An 18,026-nucleotide genomic window follows, 5' to 3' on the forward strand; every position below is an offset into this window, starting at 1 on the left:
TCTCCTGCTCGCGCTCGATCGCCTCGAAGAGGGCCTTGAAGTTGCCCTTGCCGAAGCCCATCGAGCCGTGCCGCTCGATCATCTCGAAGACCGCGGAGAGATCCGCGGGGCGCCGCCGTCGGTGATGCGCTCGTCCGCCCGGCCGGGCGTCCGGTCAGGCCTTGCGTGCCCGCGTGGTCTTCTTCGCGGGTGCCGCCTTCTTGGCCGCCGTCGACGTGGCGGCGGTCTTCTTGGCGGTGGCCTTGGTGGCCGTGCCGGTGACGGCCTTCGTGGCTGCCTTCTTGGCCGGCGTCTTGGCCGCGACCGCCCTCTTGGCGGCCGCCTTGCGCGGCGCCTTCACCGGAGCGGCGTCGCTGATCCGGTCGGCGTCGAGGACCTCGCGCAGGAACTTGCCGGTGTGGCTGGCCGGGACGCCGGCGACCTCCTCGGGCGTGCCCTCGGCGATCACCAGTCCACCGCCGTTGCCCCCTTCGGGGCCCATGTCGACGACCCAGTCCGCGGTCTTGATGACGTCCAGGTTGTGCTCGATGACGATGACCGTGTTGCCCTTGTCGACCAGGCCGGACAGCACCGTGATGAGCTTGCTGATGTCCTCGAAGTGCAGACCGGTGGTCGGCTCGTCGAGCACGTACACGGTGCGGCCGGTGGAGCGCTTCTGGAGCTCGCTGGCGAGCTTGACGCGCTGTGCCTCGCCGCCGGACAGGGTCGGCGCGGACTGGCCGAGCCTGACGTACCCGAGGCCGACGTCGTTCAGCGTCCTCAGGTGGCGGGCGATCGCCGGGACCGCCTCGAAGAAGTCGAGCCCCTCCTCGATCGGCATGTCCAGCACCTCGGCGATGGACTTGCCCTTGTAGTGGACGTCCAGGGTCTCCCGGTTGTAGCGCGCCCCGTGGCAGACCTCGCAGGGGACGTACACGTCCGGCAGGAAGTTCATCTCGATCTTGATGGTGCCGTCGCCGGAGCAGTTCTCGCAGCGGCCGCCCTTGACGTTGAAGGAGAAGCGGCCGGGCAGGTAGCCCCGCACCTTCGCCTCGGTCGTCTCTGCGAACAGCCTGCGGACGTGGTCGAAGACTCCGGTGTACGTCGCCGGGTTCGAGCGCGGGGTGCGACCGATCGGCGACTGGTCGACGTGCACGACCTTGTCGACGAGGTCGTCGCCCGCCACGCGCGTGTGGCGGCCCGGCACGTTCCTCGCGCCGTTCAGCTCGCGGGCCAGGTGCGTGTACAGGATGTCGTTGACCAGGGTCGACTTGCCGGAGCCCGACACGCCGGTGACGGCCGTGAGGACGCCCAGCGGGAACGACACGTCGATGTCCCGGAGGTTGTTCTCCCGGGCGCCGTGCACCGTGAGCCTGCGGCTCGGGTCGGTGGGGCGGCGCACGTCCGGGGTCGGGATCTCCCGCTTCCGCGACAGGTACTGCCCGGTGATCGACTCGGGGTTGGCGAGCAGCTCCTTCAAGGGACCGCTGTGCACGACCTTGCCGCCGTGCTCACCCGCGCCGGGGCCGATGTCGACGACCCAGTCGGCGACCTTGATGGTGTCCTCGTCGTGCTCGACGACGATGAGCGTGTTGCCCATGTCGCGGAGGCGGACGAGGGTCTCGATCAGCCGGTGGTTGTCCCGCTGGTGCAGACCGATGGACGGCTCGTCGAGGACGTAGAGCACACCGACGAGTCCGGAGCCGATCTGGGTGGCCAGCCGGATGCGCTGGGCCTCACCGCCGGAGAGGGTGCCCGCCGCGCGGTTCAGCGACAGGTAGTCGAGGCCGACGTCGACCAGGAAGCGCAGTCTTTCGTTGACCTCCTTCAGGACACGCTCGGCGATCCTCTTGTCGCGGGCGTTGAGCTTCATCCGGCCCAGGAAGTCCGCGCAGTCGCTGATCGACATGGCGGCGACCTCGGCGATCGACTTCTCCATGACGGTCACCGCGAGGACGAGCGGCTTCAGGCGCGTGCCCTGGCAGGTGGGGCAGGGCACCTCGCGCATGTAGCCCTCGAAGCGCTCGCGGCTGGCGTCGCTCTCGGACTCGCTGTGGCGCCGCTTGACGAAGGGCACGGCCCCTTCGAAGGGCGTGGTGTACACGCGCTCGCGGCCGTACCGGTTGCGGTAGCGGACCTCGATCTGCGTCTTGTGGCCGTAGAGCAGGGCCTTCTTCGCGCGCTGCGGCAGGCCCGCGAAGGGGATGTCGGTGCGGAATCCCAGCGCGTCCGCGAGGGCGCCGATCAGCCGGCCGAAGTAGTCCTTGGTGTGCCCGTGCGACCAGGCGTGGATGGCGCCCTCGTCGAGGGACTTCTCCTCGTCCGGGACGATCAGCTCGGGGTCGACCTCCATCCGCGTGCCGATGCCGGTGCAGTCCGGGCAGGCGCCGAAGGGCGAGTTGAAGGAGAAGGAGCGGGGCTCCAGCTCCTCGAAGGACAGGTCGTCGTACGGGCAGTACAGGTGCTCCGAGTACATGCGCTCGCGCTCGGGGTCGTCCTCGGGGAGGTCGACGAAGTCGAGCACGACCATGCCGCCGGACAGGCCGAGGGCGGTCTCCACGGAGTCGGTGAGCCGGCGCTTGGCGGAGTCCTTCACCGTGAGGCGGTCGATGACCACCTCGATGGTGTGCTTCTCCTGCTTCTTCAGCGTGGGCGGCTCGGTCAGCTGGATGGTCTCGCCGTCGACCCGGGCACGGCTGTACCCCTTGGTCTGGAGATCGGCGAAGAGGTCGACGAACTCGCCCTTGCGCTCGCGGACCAGCGGTGACAGCACCTGGAAGCGGCTGCCCTCGGGCAGCTCCAGCACCTTGTCGACGATGGCCTGCGGGGACTGCCGGGAGATGGGGCGGCCGCACTCGGGACAGTGCGGCTTGCCGATGCGGGCGAAGAGCAGCCGCAGGTAGTCGTAGACCTCGGTGATGGTGCCGACCGTCGAGCGCGGGTTGCGCGAGGTCGACTTCTGGTCGATGGAGACCGCCGGGGAGAGGCCTTCGATGAAGTCCACGTCCGGCTTGTCCATCTGGCCGAGGAACTGCCGTGCGTACGAGGAGAGGGACTCCACGTAGCGCCGCTGGCCCTCGGCGAAGATCGTGTCGAAGGCGAGGGAGGACTTGCCCGACCCCGACAGGCCCGTGAAGACGATGAGCGAGTCGCGCGGGAGGTCGAGCGAGACATTCTTCAGATTGTGCTCGCGCGCTCCACGGACGATGAGACGGTCGGCCACGCCGGTCCGCACCTTTCTTGAGAGTGGTGACAGGGGCCGCAGGCCCCCGTCTTTCCCAGACTAGGGGGAGCCACTGACAGCGCCGGTTGCTTTCCCTGGTTCACAACAATCCCGGACCGTCCAGCATGCCCGACGCCGCCCACGAGCGTATAGCACGTGCATTCGATTTACGGGGGCGGCCGACCACCTTCACCCGAACGTGTGGCGGGGCTAGGGTCGGCCCCATGATGGATCATGTGCGCGACCTGGCATCTGTACGTGCCGCGACGGATCGGCTGCTCAGCGCAGCCGCCGGACTGGACAACGCCGCTGTGACGGAACCGTCACGGCTTCCCGGCTGGAGCCGTGGGCACGTGCTCGCCCACGTCGCCCGCAACGCGGACGCCCTCGTGAACGTCCTGGAGGGCCGCCCCATGTACGCCTCCGCGACCGCACGGGACGCCGACATCGAGCGGGACGCTCCGCGGACCCTCGACGCACAGCTCGCCGACGTCCGCGAGAGCGCGGCCCGCTTCCAGGACGCGGGGGCCGCGCCCGCCGACTGGTCGCGCACGGTCGAACTGCGCAACGGCGTCACCGACGCCGCGGCCCGGGTGCCGTTCCGGAGGTGGGCCGAGGCCGAGCTCCACCACGTGGACCTCGGGGTCGGGTACGAGCTGGAGGACCTGCCGGAGGAGTTCACGGACCGGGAGATCGACTTCCTCGTGGAGCGGTTCGCCGGCCACCCGGACGTGCCCTCGACGGAGCTGGCCTCCGACACCGGCCGCGCCTGGACCACCGGCGGCGGCGCCACGGGCGGGCCCGTCACGGTGCGGGGCACGGCGGCCGACCTGCTCGGCTGGCTCTGCGGACGCCGCGACGGCTCGGCGCTGACCGTCGACGGCGGTCCCCTGCCGGCCCTGCCCCCGCTATAGGCTGGCCGCCATGACGTACAGCGGAGCGGTGAAGGTCGGCGGCCCTGCCGACGTGCACGAGCTGCAGAACCTGATGATCTCCAAGGTCGCGGTCGGCCCGATGAACAACAACGCCTATCTGCTGCGCTGCCGGGCCACCGACGAACAGCTCCTGATCGACGCGGCGAACGACGCCTCGACCCTGCTCACCCTGATCGGCGACGACGGCATCACCTCCGTCGTGACCACCCATCAGCACGGCGACCACTGGCAGGCCCTCGCGGACGTCGTCGCGGCCACACGCGCGCGTACGTACGCCGGCCGTGAGGACGCCGACGGCATCCCCGTCCCGACCGACGTCCTCCTGGAGGACGGCGACACCGTCCTCGTGGGGAACGTGCGCCTCACCGCGCGCCACCTGGTCGGCCACACGCCGGGCTCGGTCGCCCTCGTCTACGACGACCCGCACGGTCACCCCCATGTCTTCACGGGCGACTGCCTCTTCCCCGGCGGGGTGGGCAACACCCACAAGGACCCGAAGGCGTTCGCGAGTCTCCTGCACGACGTCGAGACCAGGATCTTCGACGTGCTGCCGGACGAGACCTGGGTCTACCCGGGCCACGGCAACGACACCACGCTGGGCGCCGAGCGCCCCCACCTGTCGGAGTGGCGCGCGCGGGGCTGGTGAACCCGGGCGCGTACCCCGTCCCCGCCCTGGTGCGGGGGCGGCCACGCCCGAAGTGTTCACAGGATTGCAACACCCGTTCCCACCATGCGGACATTTACCGCCGTGACCTCGACAGACGGCACGGTTCGCTGTCACTCTCCCGCCATGCATCTCGCTCAACGCGCCCTGGCCCGCGCCGCGTCCGCCGGCACCGTCGTCCTGCTCGCCCTCGCCGTGGGCTGCGCCCCGCAGCCGGAGGAGAAGGCGTCCGGCAAGGCCTCCGGAAGCAGCGCCGAGGCCTGCGCCAAGGGCTCGTTGGGGACGCGGACGGCCGGCAAGCTCACCATCGCGACCGACGAACCCGCGTACGAACCGTGGTTCAAGGACGACAAGCCCGCGAACGGCAAGGGTTTCGAGTCGGCGGTGGCGTACGCCGTGGCCCAGCAGCTCGGCTACGCGGACGGCGATGTCGTCTGGCAGAGCGTGCCCTTCAACAAGGCGTTCGCGCCCGGCCGGAAGACCTTCGACTTCGACATCAACCAGGTGTCGATCAGCGACGAGCGCAAGAAGGCCGTGGACTTCTCGTCCGGCTACTACGACGTGCGGCAGGCCGTCATCGCGCTGAAGGGCTCCAAGGCCGCGAAGGCGACGGGGCTCGCGGACCTCAAGGGCCTCAAGCTCGGCGCGCAGGTCGGCACCACGAGCCTGGACTACATCGACGACGTGGTGAAGCCCACCAGGTCTCCCGCGGCGTACGCGAAGAACGACCAGGCCAAGTCCGCGCTGAAGAACGGCCAGGTCGACGCCATCGTCACCGACCTGCCGACCGCCTTCTACATCACGGCAGCAGAGGTGACCGACGCGAAGATCGTCGGTCAGTTCGAGAACCAGGGAGGGACGCCCGAGCAGTTCGGGCTCGTCCTCGACAAGGGCAGCGCGCTGACCTCCTGCGTGACGAAGGCCGTGGACGCCCTGCGTGCCGACGGCACGCTCGCGAAGATCGAGAAGCAGTGGCTGTCCGAGGCCGTCGACGCCCCGGTGCTCAAGTGACGGCAGTGAAGGAGGAGTCGGGAGGGGATGCCGCCGAGGGTGACATGCCAGGCGGCGCCGACCCGTACGTCCCGTCGCCGCGGCGGATCGAGCGCGAGCGGCACCGGCGCACCCGGGCCCGCCGTTCGGCCGCCGTCGCCGCGCTGTCCACGCTGGTCGTCGCCGTGGTGCTGTACGTGGTCGTCGTCGGCGCGCCCGGCTGGCCGCGCACCAAGGAGACGTTCTTCGACCCGTCGTTCGCGCGGGAGGCCTTCCCGAAGGTCCTCGAAGGCCTGTGGCTGAACCTGCGGCTGTTCGTCGTGTGCGGCGCCCTGGTGCTGGTGCTGGGCACCCTCATAGCCGTGGCACGCACCCTGCGGGGCCCGATGTACTGGCCGCTGCGCGCCCTCGCCACGGCCTACACCGACTTCTTCCGCGGCCTGCCGCTGATCATCTGTCTGTCGATCGTCGTGTTCGGCGTCCCCGCCCTGCAGTTGCAGGGCGTCACCGACGACCCGGTCCTGCTCGGCGGCGCGGGCCTCGTACTCACCTACGCGGCGTACGTCGCCGAGGTCGTCCGCGCCGGCATCGAGTCCGTGCACCCCTCCCAGCGGGCCGCGGCACGCTCCCTGGGTCTGACGAACCGGCAGACCCTGCGCCATGTGGTGCTGCCGCAGGCCGTACGCCGCCAGGTCCCGCCGCTCCTCAACGACATGGTGTCCCTGCAGAAGGACACCAGCCTCGTCTCCATCGGCGGCGCGGTCGAGGCGATGCGCTCGGCGGACATCATCGTGGGCCGGAGCCTCAACTACACGGCGTACATCGTCGCCGCGCTCCTCTTCGTGGCCCTGACCATCCCCATGACGCGCTTCACCGACTGGGTCACCGCCCGTATGGACCGGCGCCGCAGCCAGGGAGGCATCGTATGAGCACGGCACCCGCCCCCGGCGGCCCGATGCTGCGCATGGAGTCCGTCCGCAAGACGTTCGGCGACGCGGTCGTCCTGCGGGACGTCGACCTGGAGGTCGCCCCGCACACCGTGACCACGCTGATCGGCGCGTCCGGGTCCGGCAAGTCCACGCTGCTGCGCTGCGCCAACCTCCTGGAGGAGGTCGACGACGGGGCGATCTGGCTGGACGGCGAGGAGATCACCGACCCGCGCGCCGACCAGGACGCCGTGCGCCGGCGGATCGGCGTGGTCTTCCAGGCGTACAACCTCTTTCCGCACATGACCGTCCTGGAGAACATCACCCTCGCCCCGCGCCGGGTGCACGGCACCGGGCGCGCGGAGGCCGAGGCACACGCGCGTGAGCTGCTCGAACGGCTCGGCCTCGGCGCCAAGGCGGGCGAGTACCCGGACCGGCTGAGCGGCGGCCAGCAGCAACGGGCCGCGATCGTCCGCGCGTTGGCCGTACGCCCCAAGCTGTTGCTCCTCGACGAGATCACCGCCGCCCTCGACCCCGAACTCGTCGGCGAGGTCCTGGGCGTCGTCCGCGACGTCAGGGAGGACGGCATGACCATGGTCCTCGCCACGCACGAGATGGGCTTCGCCCGTGAGGTCGCGGACCAGGTGTGCTTCCTGGACGGCGGGGTGATCCTCGAACGCGGCACGCCCGAGGAGGTCTTCGGCGACCCTCGTGAGGAGCGCACCCGGCGCTTCCTCAAGCGGATCGTGGACGCCGGGCGGCTGTGACGCTCAGGTGGCGGCCAGCCCGGCACCGGCCAGTGCCGCCACCCGCTCCACGGCGAACGCGTACCCCTGCACGCCGCAGCCCGCGATGACCCCGTCGGCCCGCAGCGACACGTACGAGTGGTGCCGGAACTCCTCGCGCTGGTGGATGTTGGAGATGTGGACCTCGACGACGGGCAGCCCGTCGCAGGTGTTGAGCGCGTCGAGGATGGCGACGGAGGTGTGCGAGTAGGCGGCCGGGTTGATCACGATCCCCGCGTGGTTCAGACGGGCCTCGTGGATCCAGTCCACCAGCTCGCCCTCGTGGTTGGACTGCCGGAAGTCCACCGTGCCCCCGTGCGCCGACGCCGCCTTGGCACACAGCGCCTCGACGTCCGCGAGCGTGTCACGGCCGTAGATCTCCGGCTGACGCTGTCCGAGCAGGTTCAGGTTGGGCCCGTTGAGAATCATGATCGGGGCGTTGGCGAGGGTGCGGGGCACGGTTCCTCCGGTCCTTCGGGTCGGCCGGCCCGTCGAGGACCGCTGCTCGCACCCGGTTTATCACGGTGCACCGGACGGGTGACCGCTCGTATCCTCTCGCCATGATCACGCCCGTGTACCCGCCCAAGCCCGTGCACGGCGACCGGATCGCCGTACTCTCCCCGTCCAGCGGGCTGCCGGGGTTGCTCCCCCTGCCGTACGAACGGGGCCTGGAGCGGCTGCGCAATACGTTCGGCCTGGAACCGGTCGAGTACCCGACGACCCGGAAGATGGGCTCATCGGCGCGGGAACGGGCCGACGACCTGCACGCGGCGTTCGCCGACCCGACGATCCGGGCGGTCGTCGCGTCGATCGGCGGTGACGACCAGATCACCGTGCTGCCGCTGCTGGACCGGGAGTTGATCCGGGCGAACCCGAAGCCGTTCTTCGGCTACAGCGACAACACCAACTTCCTCGCCTACCTGTGGAACGCGGGGATCGTCGGCTACCACGGGGCCACGGTGATGTGCGAGTTCGGCCGCCCCGGCACTATGGACCCGTTGACCGCCGAGTCCGTGCGGGCCGCCCTGTTCACGTCCGGGCCCTACGAACTGCGGCCCGCGGAGCGGTTCCGCGAGGTCGACCTGCCCTGGGACGACCCGGAGGGTTTCGCCCGCGAGCCGCGGACGGAGCCGGGGGCGGGCTGGACGTGGGTGCGCCCGGACCGGGTGGTCGAGGGCCGCTCCTGGGGCGGCAACCTGGAGATCCTGTCGTGGCTGCTGATGGCCGACCGCGAGATCTCCCGCGACCTCTCCGAGTACGACGGACGCGTGCTGTTCCTGGAGACCTCGGAGGACATGCCCCGCGCCGACGACGTGTACTGGATCCTGCGCGGCATGGGCGAGCGAGGCCTGCTGGGACGCTTCCCTGCGCTCCTCATGGGCCGCCCGAAGGCCTGGTCGTTCGACCGGCCACTCGCCCCCGCGGACCGGGCCCGGTACGTGCGCGACCAGCGGGAAGCGGTCCGCCGCGCGGTCGACCGCTACGCCCCGGACACGATGGTCGTGTTCGACGTGGACCTCGGACACACCGATCCGCAGGTCGTCGTCCCGTACGGCGGGACGGTCCGGGTCGACGGCCCGGCCCGGCGCATCACCGTCACCTACTGACCCGCGCCGCACTCCCGCACGCCCCCGTAACCCGCCGTCACTGTGGGTAGTTGACGCGGCATGCACGACGTACGCTCCGTAAGGGCCCCCTCCATGCTGCGCCTCGCGGCCGCCTCGCTCGCCGGGACGGCCATCGAGTTCTACGACTTCTTCGTCTACGGGACCGCCGCAGCCCTGGTGCTCGGGCCGCTGTTCTTCCCGACCTTCTCGCCCCTGGCGGGGACGCTGGCGGCCTTCGGGACGTTCGCCGTCGGGTTCGTCTCCCGGCCGCTGGGCTCGATGATCTTCGGGCACATCGGGGACCGGCGCGGGCGACGGCCCGTACTGGTCGCCTCCTTGCTGCTGACCGGTGCCGCGACCGTGGCGGTCGGTTGTGTCCCGGCGTACGACCGGATCGGGGTCGCGGCCCCGGTTCTGCTCCTGGTGCTGCGGTTCGTCCAGGGACTCGGGCTCGGTGGTGAGTGGGGCGGGGCCGTGCTGCTGACGGCCGAGCACGCGTCCGCGGAGCGGCGCGGACTGTGGTCGAGCTTCCCGCAGATCGGTCCGTCCGTCGGGTTCCTGCTCGCCAACGGCGTGATGCTGCTGTTGTCCGCGACGCTGTCCGACGCGCAGTTCGCGGCCTGGGGCTGGCGGGTGCCGTTCTGGGCCGCCGGGCTCCTCGCCCTGGCGGGACTGTGGCTGCGCTCCTCGCTCACGGAGAGCCCGCGGTTCCTGGAGGTGGGGGACCACGCGCGCGTGCCGCTCGTCGAGGTGGTGCGCGACCACTGGCGGCTCGTCCTGCTGACGGCCGGTGGGCTCGCCGTCGGGTACGCCGTGTTCTACACCGTGACGACCTGGGCGCTCGCGTACGGCGTCGACCGGCTCGGGGTGAGCCGGACGGTGATGCTGACCTGCGTCATGGCCGCCGTGGTGGTGCAGGGATCCCTGACACCGCTGGTGGCCCTGCTGAGCGACCGCTACGGGCGACGGCCGCTGTGTCTGGCGGGCTGCGCGGGTGCCGCACTGTGGATGTTCCCGATGATCGGGCTGCTGTCGACCGGCGAGCCCCTGCTGATGTTCGTCGGATTCCTGGTGGCGCTCATGGCGTTCGTCGCGGTGTTCGCGGTGATCGCCGCGTACCTGCCGGAACTGTACGAGCCCCGGGTGCGGTGCACGGGCGCGGCCGTCGGCTACAACCTGGGCGGCGTCCTCGGGGGCGCGCTCACCCCGGTCGTGGCGACGGCGGTGGCGAGCGGGGAGCGCGTGCCGTGGGGGGTGGCCGGCTATCTGACGGCGGTCGCGCTGCTGAGTTTCGGCTGTTTCGCCCTGCTGCCGGAGACCCGGCCGGTGCCTCGCCTGAGAATCGTGCGCGCGACCGAGTGAGAACCGGTCAGGGGTGTCAGGGGTTGATGGCGAGTTCCAGATAGGCGGCGAAGATCACCAGATGGACCCCTCCCTGGAGGGGGGTGGCCCGTCCGGGAACGACGGTCAGGGAACTCACCACCACGGTCAGCGTCAGCAACACCATCTCCGTGGGGCCCAGTCCGAGGACGAGCGGCCCCGAGAGCCAGACCGACGCGAGGGCGACGGCAGGGATGGTCAGGCCGATGCTGGCCATGGCCGAGCCGAGGGCGAGGTTCAGACTCGTCTGCACCCGGTCCCGACGGGCGGCTCTCAGGGCGGCGATCGTCTCGGGGAGCAGCACGAGCAGCGCGATGATCACACCGACCACGGAGTGCGGCATGCCGGCCGCCTCGACTCCGGACTCGATGGTGGGCGACACGCCCTTGGCGAGTCCGACCACGCCGACGAGGGCGAGTCCGAGCAGCCCCAGGCTGATGCGGGTCATACGGAGGGACGGGGCGTCGGCGTGGTCGTCCGCGTCGATGACCTGGCCCTGCCGGGTGATCGGCAGGAAGTAGTCGCGGTGCCGGACGGTCTGGGTCGCCACGAAGAGGCCGTAGAGGACCAGGGACGCGACCGCGGCGAAGGTGAGTTGTGCGGTGGAGAACTCGGGCCCGGGCTTGCTGGTGGTGAAGGTCGGGAAGACCAGGCTGAGCGTGGCCAGCGTGGCGACGGTCGCGAGGGCGGCTCCGGTGCCTTCGGCGTTGAACACGGCCAGTCCGTGCCGGAGTGAGGCGACGAGCAGGCACACGCCGACGATGCCGTTGCAGGTGATCATCACGGCGGCGAACACCGTGTCGCGGGCCAGTGTCGAGCTCTTGTCGCCGCCGTCCGCCATCAGGGTCACGATGAGGGCGACTTCGATGATCGTGACCGCGACGGCGAGGACGAGCGATCCGAAGGGTTCACCCACCCGGTGCGCGACCACCTCGGCGTGGTGCACCGCGGCGAGCACGGCGCCGGCGAGGACGAGCGTCACCAGCGCCACGACCGCGGCGGGCAGGTCGCGCCCCCAGGTGAGGGCCAGCAGCACCACCGCGACGACGGGCACCGCGGCGGTCCACTGCGTGAGAAGTGACCGGAGCCGAACGATCATGCCGTGATCGTCCCAGTCGGGAGCGTGCCCCGCACTCCGACGGTGTGCCGCTCAGGCCCGGTCCGGCGGGACCCACCGCCCGGGCCCGGCACCTCCGGGAAGGAGGCGCTCGGTATCCGGGCGGCGGACGCCGGGGACGATGGACGGCAGTTCACGGTGTACCGCTCCCGATCTGGTGGTTCCTGCGGTCGGTCGGGCCAGGTCAGACGTCGATGCTGTCCTTCTTCGTCTGCTCGGCCTCCACGCGCGCCTGCTTCTTGGTGGCGATCAGGCTGGTGATCGTGGTGACCACGAGGACCGCGCAGATCACGCCGAGGGAGACCGGGATGGAGATCTCGGGGACATGGACGCCGGACTCGTGCAGCGCGTGCAGGACCAGCTTGATGCCGATGAATCCGAGGATGACCGACAGGCCGTAGCTCAGGTGGACCAGCTTCTTGAGCAGGCCGCCGATCAGGAAGTACAGCTGTCGCAGACCCATCAGCGCGAACGCGTTGGCCGTGAAGACGATGTACGGGTCCTGGGTCAGGCCGAAGATCGCGGGGATCGAGTCGAGTGCGAAGAGGACGTCGGTGGTGCCGATCGCCAGCATGACGACCAGCATCGGCGTCATGACGCGCTTGCCGTTCTCCCGGATCCACAGCTTGGTGCCGTGGTAGCGGTCGGCGACGCCGAAGCGGCGCTCGGCCGCCTTGAGCAGCTTGTTCTCCTCGAACTCCTCGTCATCCTCGTCCGCCCTCGCCTCCTGGATCAGCTTCCAGGCGGTGTAGATGAGGAACGCGCCGAAGATGTAGAAGACCCACGCGAAGTTGGCGATGATCGCGGCGCCCGCGGCGATGAAGATCGTGCGCAGGACCAGGGCTATGAGGACGCCGACGAGGAGCACTCGCTGCTGGTACTTCGAGGGCACGGCGAACTTGGCCATGATCAGGACGAAGACGAAGAGGTTGTCGACGCTCAGCGACTTCTCGGTGATGAAGCCGGCGAAGAACTCTCCGGCTGGCTGGCCGCCGGAGAAGAGGAGCAGGCCGAGTCCGAACAGCCCGGCGAGGGCGATCCAGACGACCGTCCAGATTCCGGCTTCCTTGATCGATACGTCGTGGGGCTTTCGACCGATGAAGAAGTCGACCGCGATGAGTGCGGCAAGCCCGACGATGGTCAGGACCCACAGGGTCAGGGAAACATTCACTGCGCCTCCGGCAGTACGTAACGGCAGATTTCAGCGTCGTCGCTACCGGAGGTCTCTTCCACCCGAGGCCGCCGGGGCGCTGGGTGCGCCCGGAGCCTGCGGGCCGACGCCCCGGGATCTGGCCTGATCCGTATTGACGGGTACGCCGCAGCAGGTAGGGAGTACTCCCCTCCGTATGGAAAGACAGTACCCGAATCACCAAGGAAAGGTAAAGGGCTAAGTAAAATAAAGACCAAGTGTGCAGGTCAGAGACCTTTACTGATGCTTGGTAAAGCTTCCTGAACCGTGATTGCGGGTCAGCGGTCCCAGGGGCGGCGGGCCGCCGCCACCTGCGCGAGGACGCGCTCCAGCACCTGGCTGCCGGCGGGCATCAGGGAGGGCTCGAAGGTCCACGCGTGCCCGACCCAGGGGTCGGCGAGATGATCGTCCGGCACCGGTGTGACTCGCAGCAGAGCCCGCCACAGCGGGTCGAGCAGCGGCCCGTAGGCGGCCGCGTCCTCCCGGTCGGCCACCATCATCAGATGGACGCCGACGGACGGGCCCTCGTCCGCCAGGTAGCGGAGCTGGGTCACGGCGCGGTCGTCGAAACCGTGTGGGAAGTCGTTGACGATCAGCAGTTGCTCGGCGGTGTCGAGGCCGGGCGGCAGAGAGTCGGCCGCTCCCCCGCGCAACGCCATCTGCACCAGGTCGACGCGCTGGGTGAGCCGGGCCAGCACGTCCGTGACGCCGGCGGCACCGACCGCCGGTGGACCCGCGAGCACCCCGGACCGTACGAGCGGGGCGAGCGAGGGGGCTCCGGCGCCGGCCGCGTCGATGACATGGACGGTGAACTCGCCCGCGGGATAGACCGCGAGCAGCCGGGCGGCATGCGCCACGGCCGTGTCCATGGCGAGGCGGCGCAGTTGGTCGGAGTCGGCGAGCGTACCGTCGAGCGCGGCGCGACCGCTGTCGATCCACAGGCCCCGCTCCAGCGGCAGCCGCATCAGCATCGGAATGCTCAGCGTGCCGCTCTCGGGGAGGGAGAGGTCACCGAGGCGGACCGCCATCGGGATCTCCATGGGCGGCCGGTAGCCGTGCCAGACAGGGTTGTCCCAGCTCGCGTAGGCCGTGGGCAACGCGGGCTCCACCACCTCCGCCTCCGCGGTCAGCTGGGCGAGATCCCGGTCCAGGGCCGCTCTGGCCTGGTCGACGAGATCCGCGTGCTTGGCGCGGGCGGCCTCGCGGGCTGCGTCGCCCTGGCCGCCGATCCGGCTGCGCGGGTCGGAGAGGGCGTGGTCGAGCTCCTTCTCCATGCGGGAGTCGGCGAAGTCGACGGCGCTGCGGTACGCGGCGACGCTCCGGGCCAGGTCCTCGAACATGCCCCACACCTGGTTGTACAGCCGCTCGTCCATGGACCAGCCGGTCGCGTCCCCCGCGACGGGCCGGGCCGGCTGACCCGGCTCGGCCGGTGGCGCGGTCGGCGGGGGCGGTGGCGGCGCGGTGGTCTGGCGGCCGGGGTGGCTGTAGTCGATGGGCCCCCCGGCCGATGAGGACGGCTGGGCGACGGCTGAGGGGTCGGGCTGCGCGGAGCCGCCCGGACGGCCGGTCGGGGCGGGGGTGACACTCCCCGGTCCGGGCAGGTCGTACGGGGACTGGGGCGGTGTCGTGCCGCCCGGGGCGCCCTGCGGTCCCGACCCCGTGCGGGGCTGGTCGGGGCCCTGCGCGGAGGTGGCGGCCTGCCGGGAACGGTCGCCGTCCGGTGTCCGCGGCGGGGGTGCCGCGACCGAACGGGCGAGGCCCTGGACCACCGCTTCGTTGATGGTCCCGGCGAGCTGTCGGGCCTCGGGAAGGCCCTGGTCGCCGAGGAGTTCGGCGAGGCCGCCCGCGTAGCCCTGGCCGACCGCCCGGACCTTCCAGGCGTCCTGCCTGCGATAGAGCTCCAGGGCCACGACGGCGGATTCGGCGTCGAGGCCTGTGAGGGTGTAGGTGGCGATCTCGGCACCCTCGAGACCGGTGACCGCGACGAAGGGGGCGGCGACGGCCCCGAACCGGACAGGGCCGCCGGTCCCGGTGGGCAGCGCGAGCAGCACGCTGACCCGGTGCACGGCGGGCGGCAGGGCGTCCAGGTCGAAGGCGAGACGGTGGTCGGCCGCCGCCTGTTGGGAGACCTCGAGCCCGGGCAGGGTGGGCGCGCCCGGGTGGGCCACCCACTCGACGCCGCGGACCCTGCCCTGCTCGTCGCTGAGCGTGGCCCCCGCCACGACCGGTTTCCCGGCCGAGACCCGGACCTCGAGTCGGACCTGGGAGAGCGGATGGTTCTGCCCCCGGACCAGCTCGGCCGTCATCGCCTGTCCCCCTATGTCGCTTCGTGCGTGGCGCGCCGACCGGCCTACAGGTGCGGCAGTATCGCGGGCATCAGGTCCTGGAACGTGCGGCCGTTGGCCGGCGTGCCGAGGGCCGTCATCTGCCAGCCGGTGCCCGCGCGGTGCACCTTCGCCATGATCTGCGCCGTGTACTGGCCGCCGCCCGCGAGGGTGTAGCGGGCGAGCTCCTGGCCGTTGGTCTCGTCGACGAGACGGCAGAACGCGTTCTGCACTTCCTGGAAGGTCTGGCCCGTGAAGGAGTTCACGGTGAAGATGATCTGGTCGATGTGGACCGGGATGCGCTGCAGGTCGACGAGGATCGCCTCGTCGTCGCCGCCCTGGCCGACGCCGCCGACCAGGTTGTCACCGGTGTGCCGCACCGAGCCGTCGTCGCTGACGAGGTGCCGGAAGAACACCACGTCGACGGGCTGCTTGTCCGCGAACAGCACGGCGGAGGCGTCCAGGTCGATCTCCCGGGTGCGCGAGCCGAACAGGCCGCGCCGGGGAGCCGCCTGCCAGCCGAGACCCATGCGGACCGCGGTCAGCGTGCCCCCGTCGTTCTTCTGCAGACTGATGGCCTGACCCTTGGTCATGTTGACCGTCACGCGCTGTTCCCCTCTCGAACTGTCCCCTGTTGCCGCGGACTCCGCGGATGAGCAGAACCCTACGCAGCGGCGGTGACGGCGCCGAAGCCCGGGACGTACTTTGTGTCGGTCTTGCAACACAGAGCGCATCCGCCGAGGTCCGGCGCCGTCGGCGTGGCCGTCAGGCCATGCCCGCCTCCCTCATCTGTCGCAGCTCCTTCTTCATCTCGGAGACCTCGTCGCGCAGACGGGCCGCGATCTCGAAGTGCAGGTCGGCGGCGGCCGCGCGCATGCGCTCCGTCAGCTCCTCGATCTGCCCTGCCAGTTCGGCCGCCGGGCGGTCGGTCGGCACGGCGTCCGCGTTCTTCGCGGACTTGGCGGTCTTGCCGGACTTCGCGGCCTTGCCGCCGAGCGCGGGCACGGGGGCCTTGGCACCCTTGCCGTCCTTCGACTTGCGGTACCCGGAGCCGAGCAGCTGCTCGGTGTCGACGTCCTCGCGGGCGATCTGCGCCACGATGTCGTTGATCTTCTTGCGGAGGGGCTGCGGGTCGATGCCCCTCTCCTTGTTGTACGCGGTCTGCTTCTCGCGGCGCCGGTTGGTCTCGTCGATGGCCTTCGCCATCGCCGGGGTGATCTTGTCCGCGTACATGTGGACCTGGCCGGAGACATTGCGCGCCGCGCGGCCGATGGTCTGGATGAGGGAGGTGCCGGAGCGCAGGAAGCCCTCCTTGTCGGCGTCGAGGATCGCCACCAGGGAGACCTCGGGAAGGTCGAGGCCCTCACGCAGGAGGTTGATGCCGACCAGGACGTCGAACTCGCCCGCGCGCAGCTCCCGCAGCAGCTCGACGCGGCGCAGGGTGTCGACGTCGCTGTGCAGATAGCGGACCTGGATGCCCAGCTCCAGGAAGTAGTCGGTGAGGTCCTCGGCCATCTTCTTGGTGAGCGTCGTGACCAGGACGCGCTCGTCCTTCTCGGTGCGCTTGCGGATCTCGTGCACCAGGTCGTCGATCTGGCCCTCGGTGGACTTCACGACGACCTCGGGGTCGATGAGGCCGGTGGGGCGGATGATCTGCTCGACATGGCCGTCCGAGCGCGACAGCTCGTACTGTCCGGGGGTCGCCGAGAGGTAGACGGTCTGGCCGATGCGCTTCTGGAACTCCTCCCACTTCAGCGGGCGGTTGTCCAGGGCGGAGGGCAGGCGGAAGCCGTGGTCGACGAGGGTGCGCTTGCGGGAGGCGTCCCCCTCGTACATCGCGCCGATCTGCGGGACCGTGACGTGCGACTCGTCGATGACGAGCAGGAAGTCGTCCGGGAAGTAGTCGATGAGGGTGTTCGGCGGGGAGCCGGGCTCACGGCCGTCGAAGTGCATCGAGTAGTTCTCCACGCCGGAGCAGGAGCCGATCTGGCGGAGCATCTCGATGTCGTACGTCGTCCGCATGCGCAGGCGCTGGGCCTCCAGGAGCTTGCCCTGCTTGTCCAGCTCGGCGAGGCGCTGCTCGAGCTCCTTCTCGATGTCGTTCACCGCGCGCTCCATGCGCTCGGGACCGGCCACGTAGTGCGAGGCGGGGAAGACGTAGACCTGCTCGTCGTCGCTGATGACCTCGCCGGTGAGCGGGTGGAGCGTGGAGAGTGCCTCGATCTCGTCGCCGAACATCTCGATGCGGACGGCGAGCTCCTCGTAGACCGGGAAGATCTCGATGGTGTCGCCGCGGACGCGGAAGGTGCCGCGGGCGAAGGCCACGTCGTTGCGCGTGTACTGGATGTCGACGAAGCGGCGCAGCAGGTCGTCGCGGTCGATCTCGTCGCCCACCTTGAGGTTGACCATGCGGTCCACGTACTCCTGCGGCGTGCCGAGGCCGTAGATGCACGAGACCGAGGCGACCACGACGACGTCGCGGCGGGTCAGCAGCGAGTTCGTCGCGGAGTGGCGCAGCCGCTCCACCTCCTCGTTGATCGAGGAGTCCTTCTCGATGTAGGTGTCCGACTGCGGGACGTAGGCCTCGGGCTGGTAGTAGTCGTAGTACGAGACGAAGTACTCGACGGCGTTGTTCGGCAGCAGCTCGCGGAATTCGTTGGCCAGCTGGGCGGCCAGGGTTTTGTTCGGGGCCATGACGAGCGTGGGGCGCTGGAGCTTCTCGATCATCCACGCGGTGGTGGCGGACTTGCCGGTGCCGGTCGCGCCCAGCAGCACGACGTCCTTCTCACCTGCGCGGATGCGCTTTTCCAGGTCGGCGATGGCCGTGGGCTGGTCACCGCCGGGCTGGAAGGAGCTGACGACCTCGAAGGGCGCCACCGAACGTTCGATCTTGGATACGGGCCGCAT

At 70.3% G+C, this 18,026-nt stretch carries 14 protein-coding genes; 7 read left to right on the top strand and 7 right to left on the bottom strand.

Going from position 1 to position 18,026, the window contains the following annotated elements:
- Window positions 1–154 precede the first annotated feature (154 nt).
- Window positions 155–3,202 carry an excinuclease ABC subunit UvrA gene (gene uvrA, locus AB0C62_RS35315; protein WP_362980313.1) on the bottom strand — a complete coding sequence of 1,016 codons (3,048 nt, stop codon included), beginning with the start codon at window positions 3,200–3,202 and terminating at the stop codon, window positions 155–157.
- A gap of 224 nt (window positions 3,203–3,426) precedes the next feature.
- Between uvrA and AB0C62_RS35320 the strand changes: the two genes are divergently transcribed.
- From AB0C62_RS35320 to AB0C62_RS35340, 5 genes are all read left to right on the top strand, one after another.
- A complete protein-coding gene (locus tag AB0C62_RS35320; protein ID WP_362980315.1) occupies window positions 3,427–4,116 on the top strand; it encodes a maleylpyruvate isomerase family mycothiol-dependent enzyme in 690 nt (229 codons plus the stop codon).
- 10 nt (window positions 4,117–4,126) lie between these two features.
- Window positions 4,127–4,783 (top strand): MBL fold metallo-hydrolase, encoded by a 657-nt coding sequence (locus tag AB0C62_RS35325; RefSeq protein WP_362980317.1) that lies wholly within the window; start codon window positions 4,127–4,129, stop codon window positions 4,781–4,783.
- 144 nt (window positions 4,784–4,927) lie between these two features.
- On the top strand, window positions 4,928–5,812 hold the full coding sequence (locus AB0C62_RS35330) for an ABC transporter substrate-binding protein (RefSeq protein ID WP_362980319.1): 885 nt from the start codon (window positions 4,928–4,930) through the stop codon (window positions 5,810–5,812).
- Complete coding sequence (locus tag AB0C62_RS35335) at window positions 5,809–6,720, top strand: amino acid ABC transporter permease (RefSeq protein WP_362980321.1); 912 nt, start codon at window positions 5,809–5,811, stop codon at window positions 6,718–6,720. The genes AB0C62_RS35330 and AB0C62_RS35335 overlap by 4 nt, the downstream gene beginning before the upstream one ends.
- Window positions 6,717–7,484 (top strand): amino acid ABC transporter ATP-binding protein, encoded by a 768-nt coding sequence (locus tag AB0C62_RS35340; protein ID WP_362980323.1) that lies wholly within the window; start codon window positions 6,717–6,719, stop codon window positions 7,482–7,484. Before AB0C62_RS35335 ends, AB0C62_RS35340 begins: the two co-directional genes overlap by 4 nt.
- Window positions 7,485–7,487: 3 nt before the next feature.
- Here AB0C62_RS35340 and aroQ read toward each other — a convergent pair whose 3' ends face one another.
- Entirely contained in the window at window positions 7,488–7,961 is a 474-nt protein-coding gene (gene aroQ / locus AB0C62_RS35345) for a type II 3-dehydroquinate dehydratase (RefSeq protein WP_358817083.1), read from the bottom strand.
- Between the two features lie 101 nt (window positions 7,962–8,062).
- Between aroQ and AB0C62_RS35350 the strand changes: the two genes are divergently transcribed.
- Together AB0C62_RS35350 and AB0C62_RS35355 are read left to right on the top strand one after the other, a co-directional pair.
- The gene (locus tag AB0C62_RS35350; protein WP_362980325.1) at window positions 8,063–9,109 is read left to right on the top strand and encodes a S66 peptidase family protein; all 1,047 of its coding nucleotides are present in this window, start codon (window positions 8,063–8,065) and stop codon (window positions 9,107–9,109) included.
- Window positions 9,110–9,169: 60 nt separating this feature from the next.
- Entirely contained in the window at window positions 9,170–10,471 is a 1,302-nt protein-coding gene (locus AB0C62_RS35355) for an MFS transporter (RefSeq protein ID WP_362980327.1), read from the top strand.
- 16 nt (window positions 10,472–10,487) lie between these two features.
- Here AB0C62_RS35355 and AB0C62_RS35360 read toward each other — a convergent pair whose 3' ends face one another.
- From AB0C62_RS35360 to uvrB, 5 genes are all read right to left on the bottom strand, one after another.
- On the bottom strand, window positions 10,488–11,588 hold the full coding sequence (locus tag AB0C62_RS35360; protein ID WP_362980329.1) for an ionic transporter y4hA: 1,101 nt from the start codon (window positions 11,586–11,588) through the stop codon (window positions 10,488–10,490).
- A 202-nt stretch (window positions 11,589–11,790) separates the two neighbouring features.
- Window positions 11,791–12,777, bottom strand: coding sequence for a TerC/Alx family metal homeostasis membrane protein (locus tag AB0C62_RS35365; protein WP_362980331.1), 987 nt, complete (start codon window positions 12,775–12,777; stop codon window positions 11,791–11,793).
- Window positions 12,778–13,073: 296 nt separating this feature from the next.
- Complete coding sequence (locus AB0C62_RS35370) at window positions 13,074–15,101, bottom strand: TerD family protein (protein ID WP_362980333.1); 2,028 nt, start codon at window positions 15,099–15,101, stop codon at window positions 13,074–13,076.
- 44 nt (window positions 15,102–15,145) lie between these two features.
- Window positions 15,146–15,724, bottom strand: a complete 579-nt coding sequence (locus AB0C62_RS35375; protein ID WP_351548001.1) for a TerD family protein — start codon at window positions 15,722–15,724, stop codon at window positions 15,146–15,148.
- Window positions 15,725–15,884: 160 nt separating this feature from the next.
- Window positions 15,885–18,026 carry an excinuclease ABC subunit UvrB gene (gene uvrB / locus AB0C62_RS35380; RefSeq protein WP_362980335.1) on the bottom strand — a complete coding sequence of 714 codons (2,142 nt, stop codon included), beginning with the start codon at window positions 18,024–18,026 and terminating at the stop codon, window positions 15,885–15,887.

Origin of the sequence: Streptomyces sp. NPDC048643, assembly GCF_040650615.1 — a bacterium.
GTDB lineage: Bacteria > Actinomycetota > Actinomycetes > Streptomycetales > Streptomycetaceae > Streptomyces.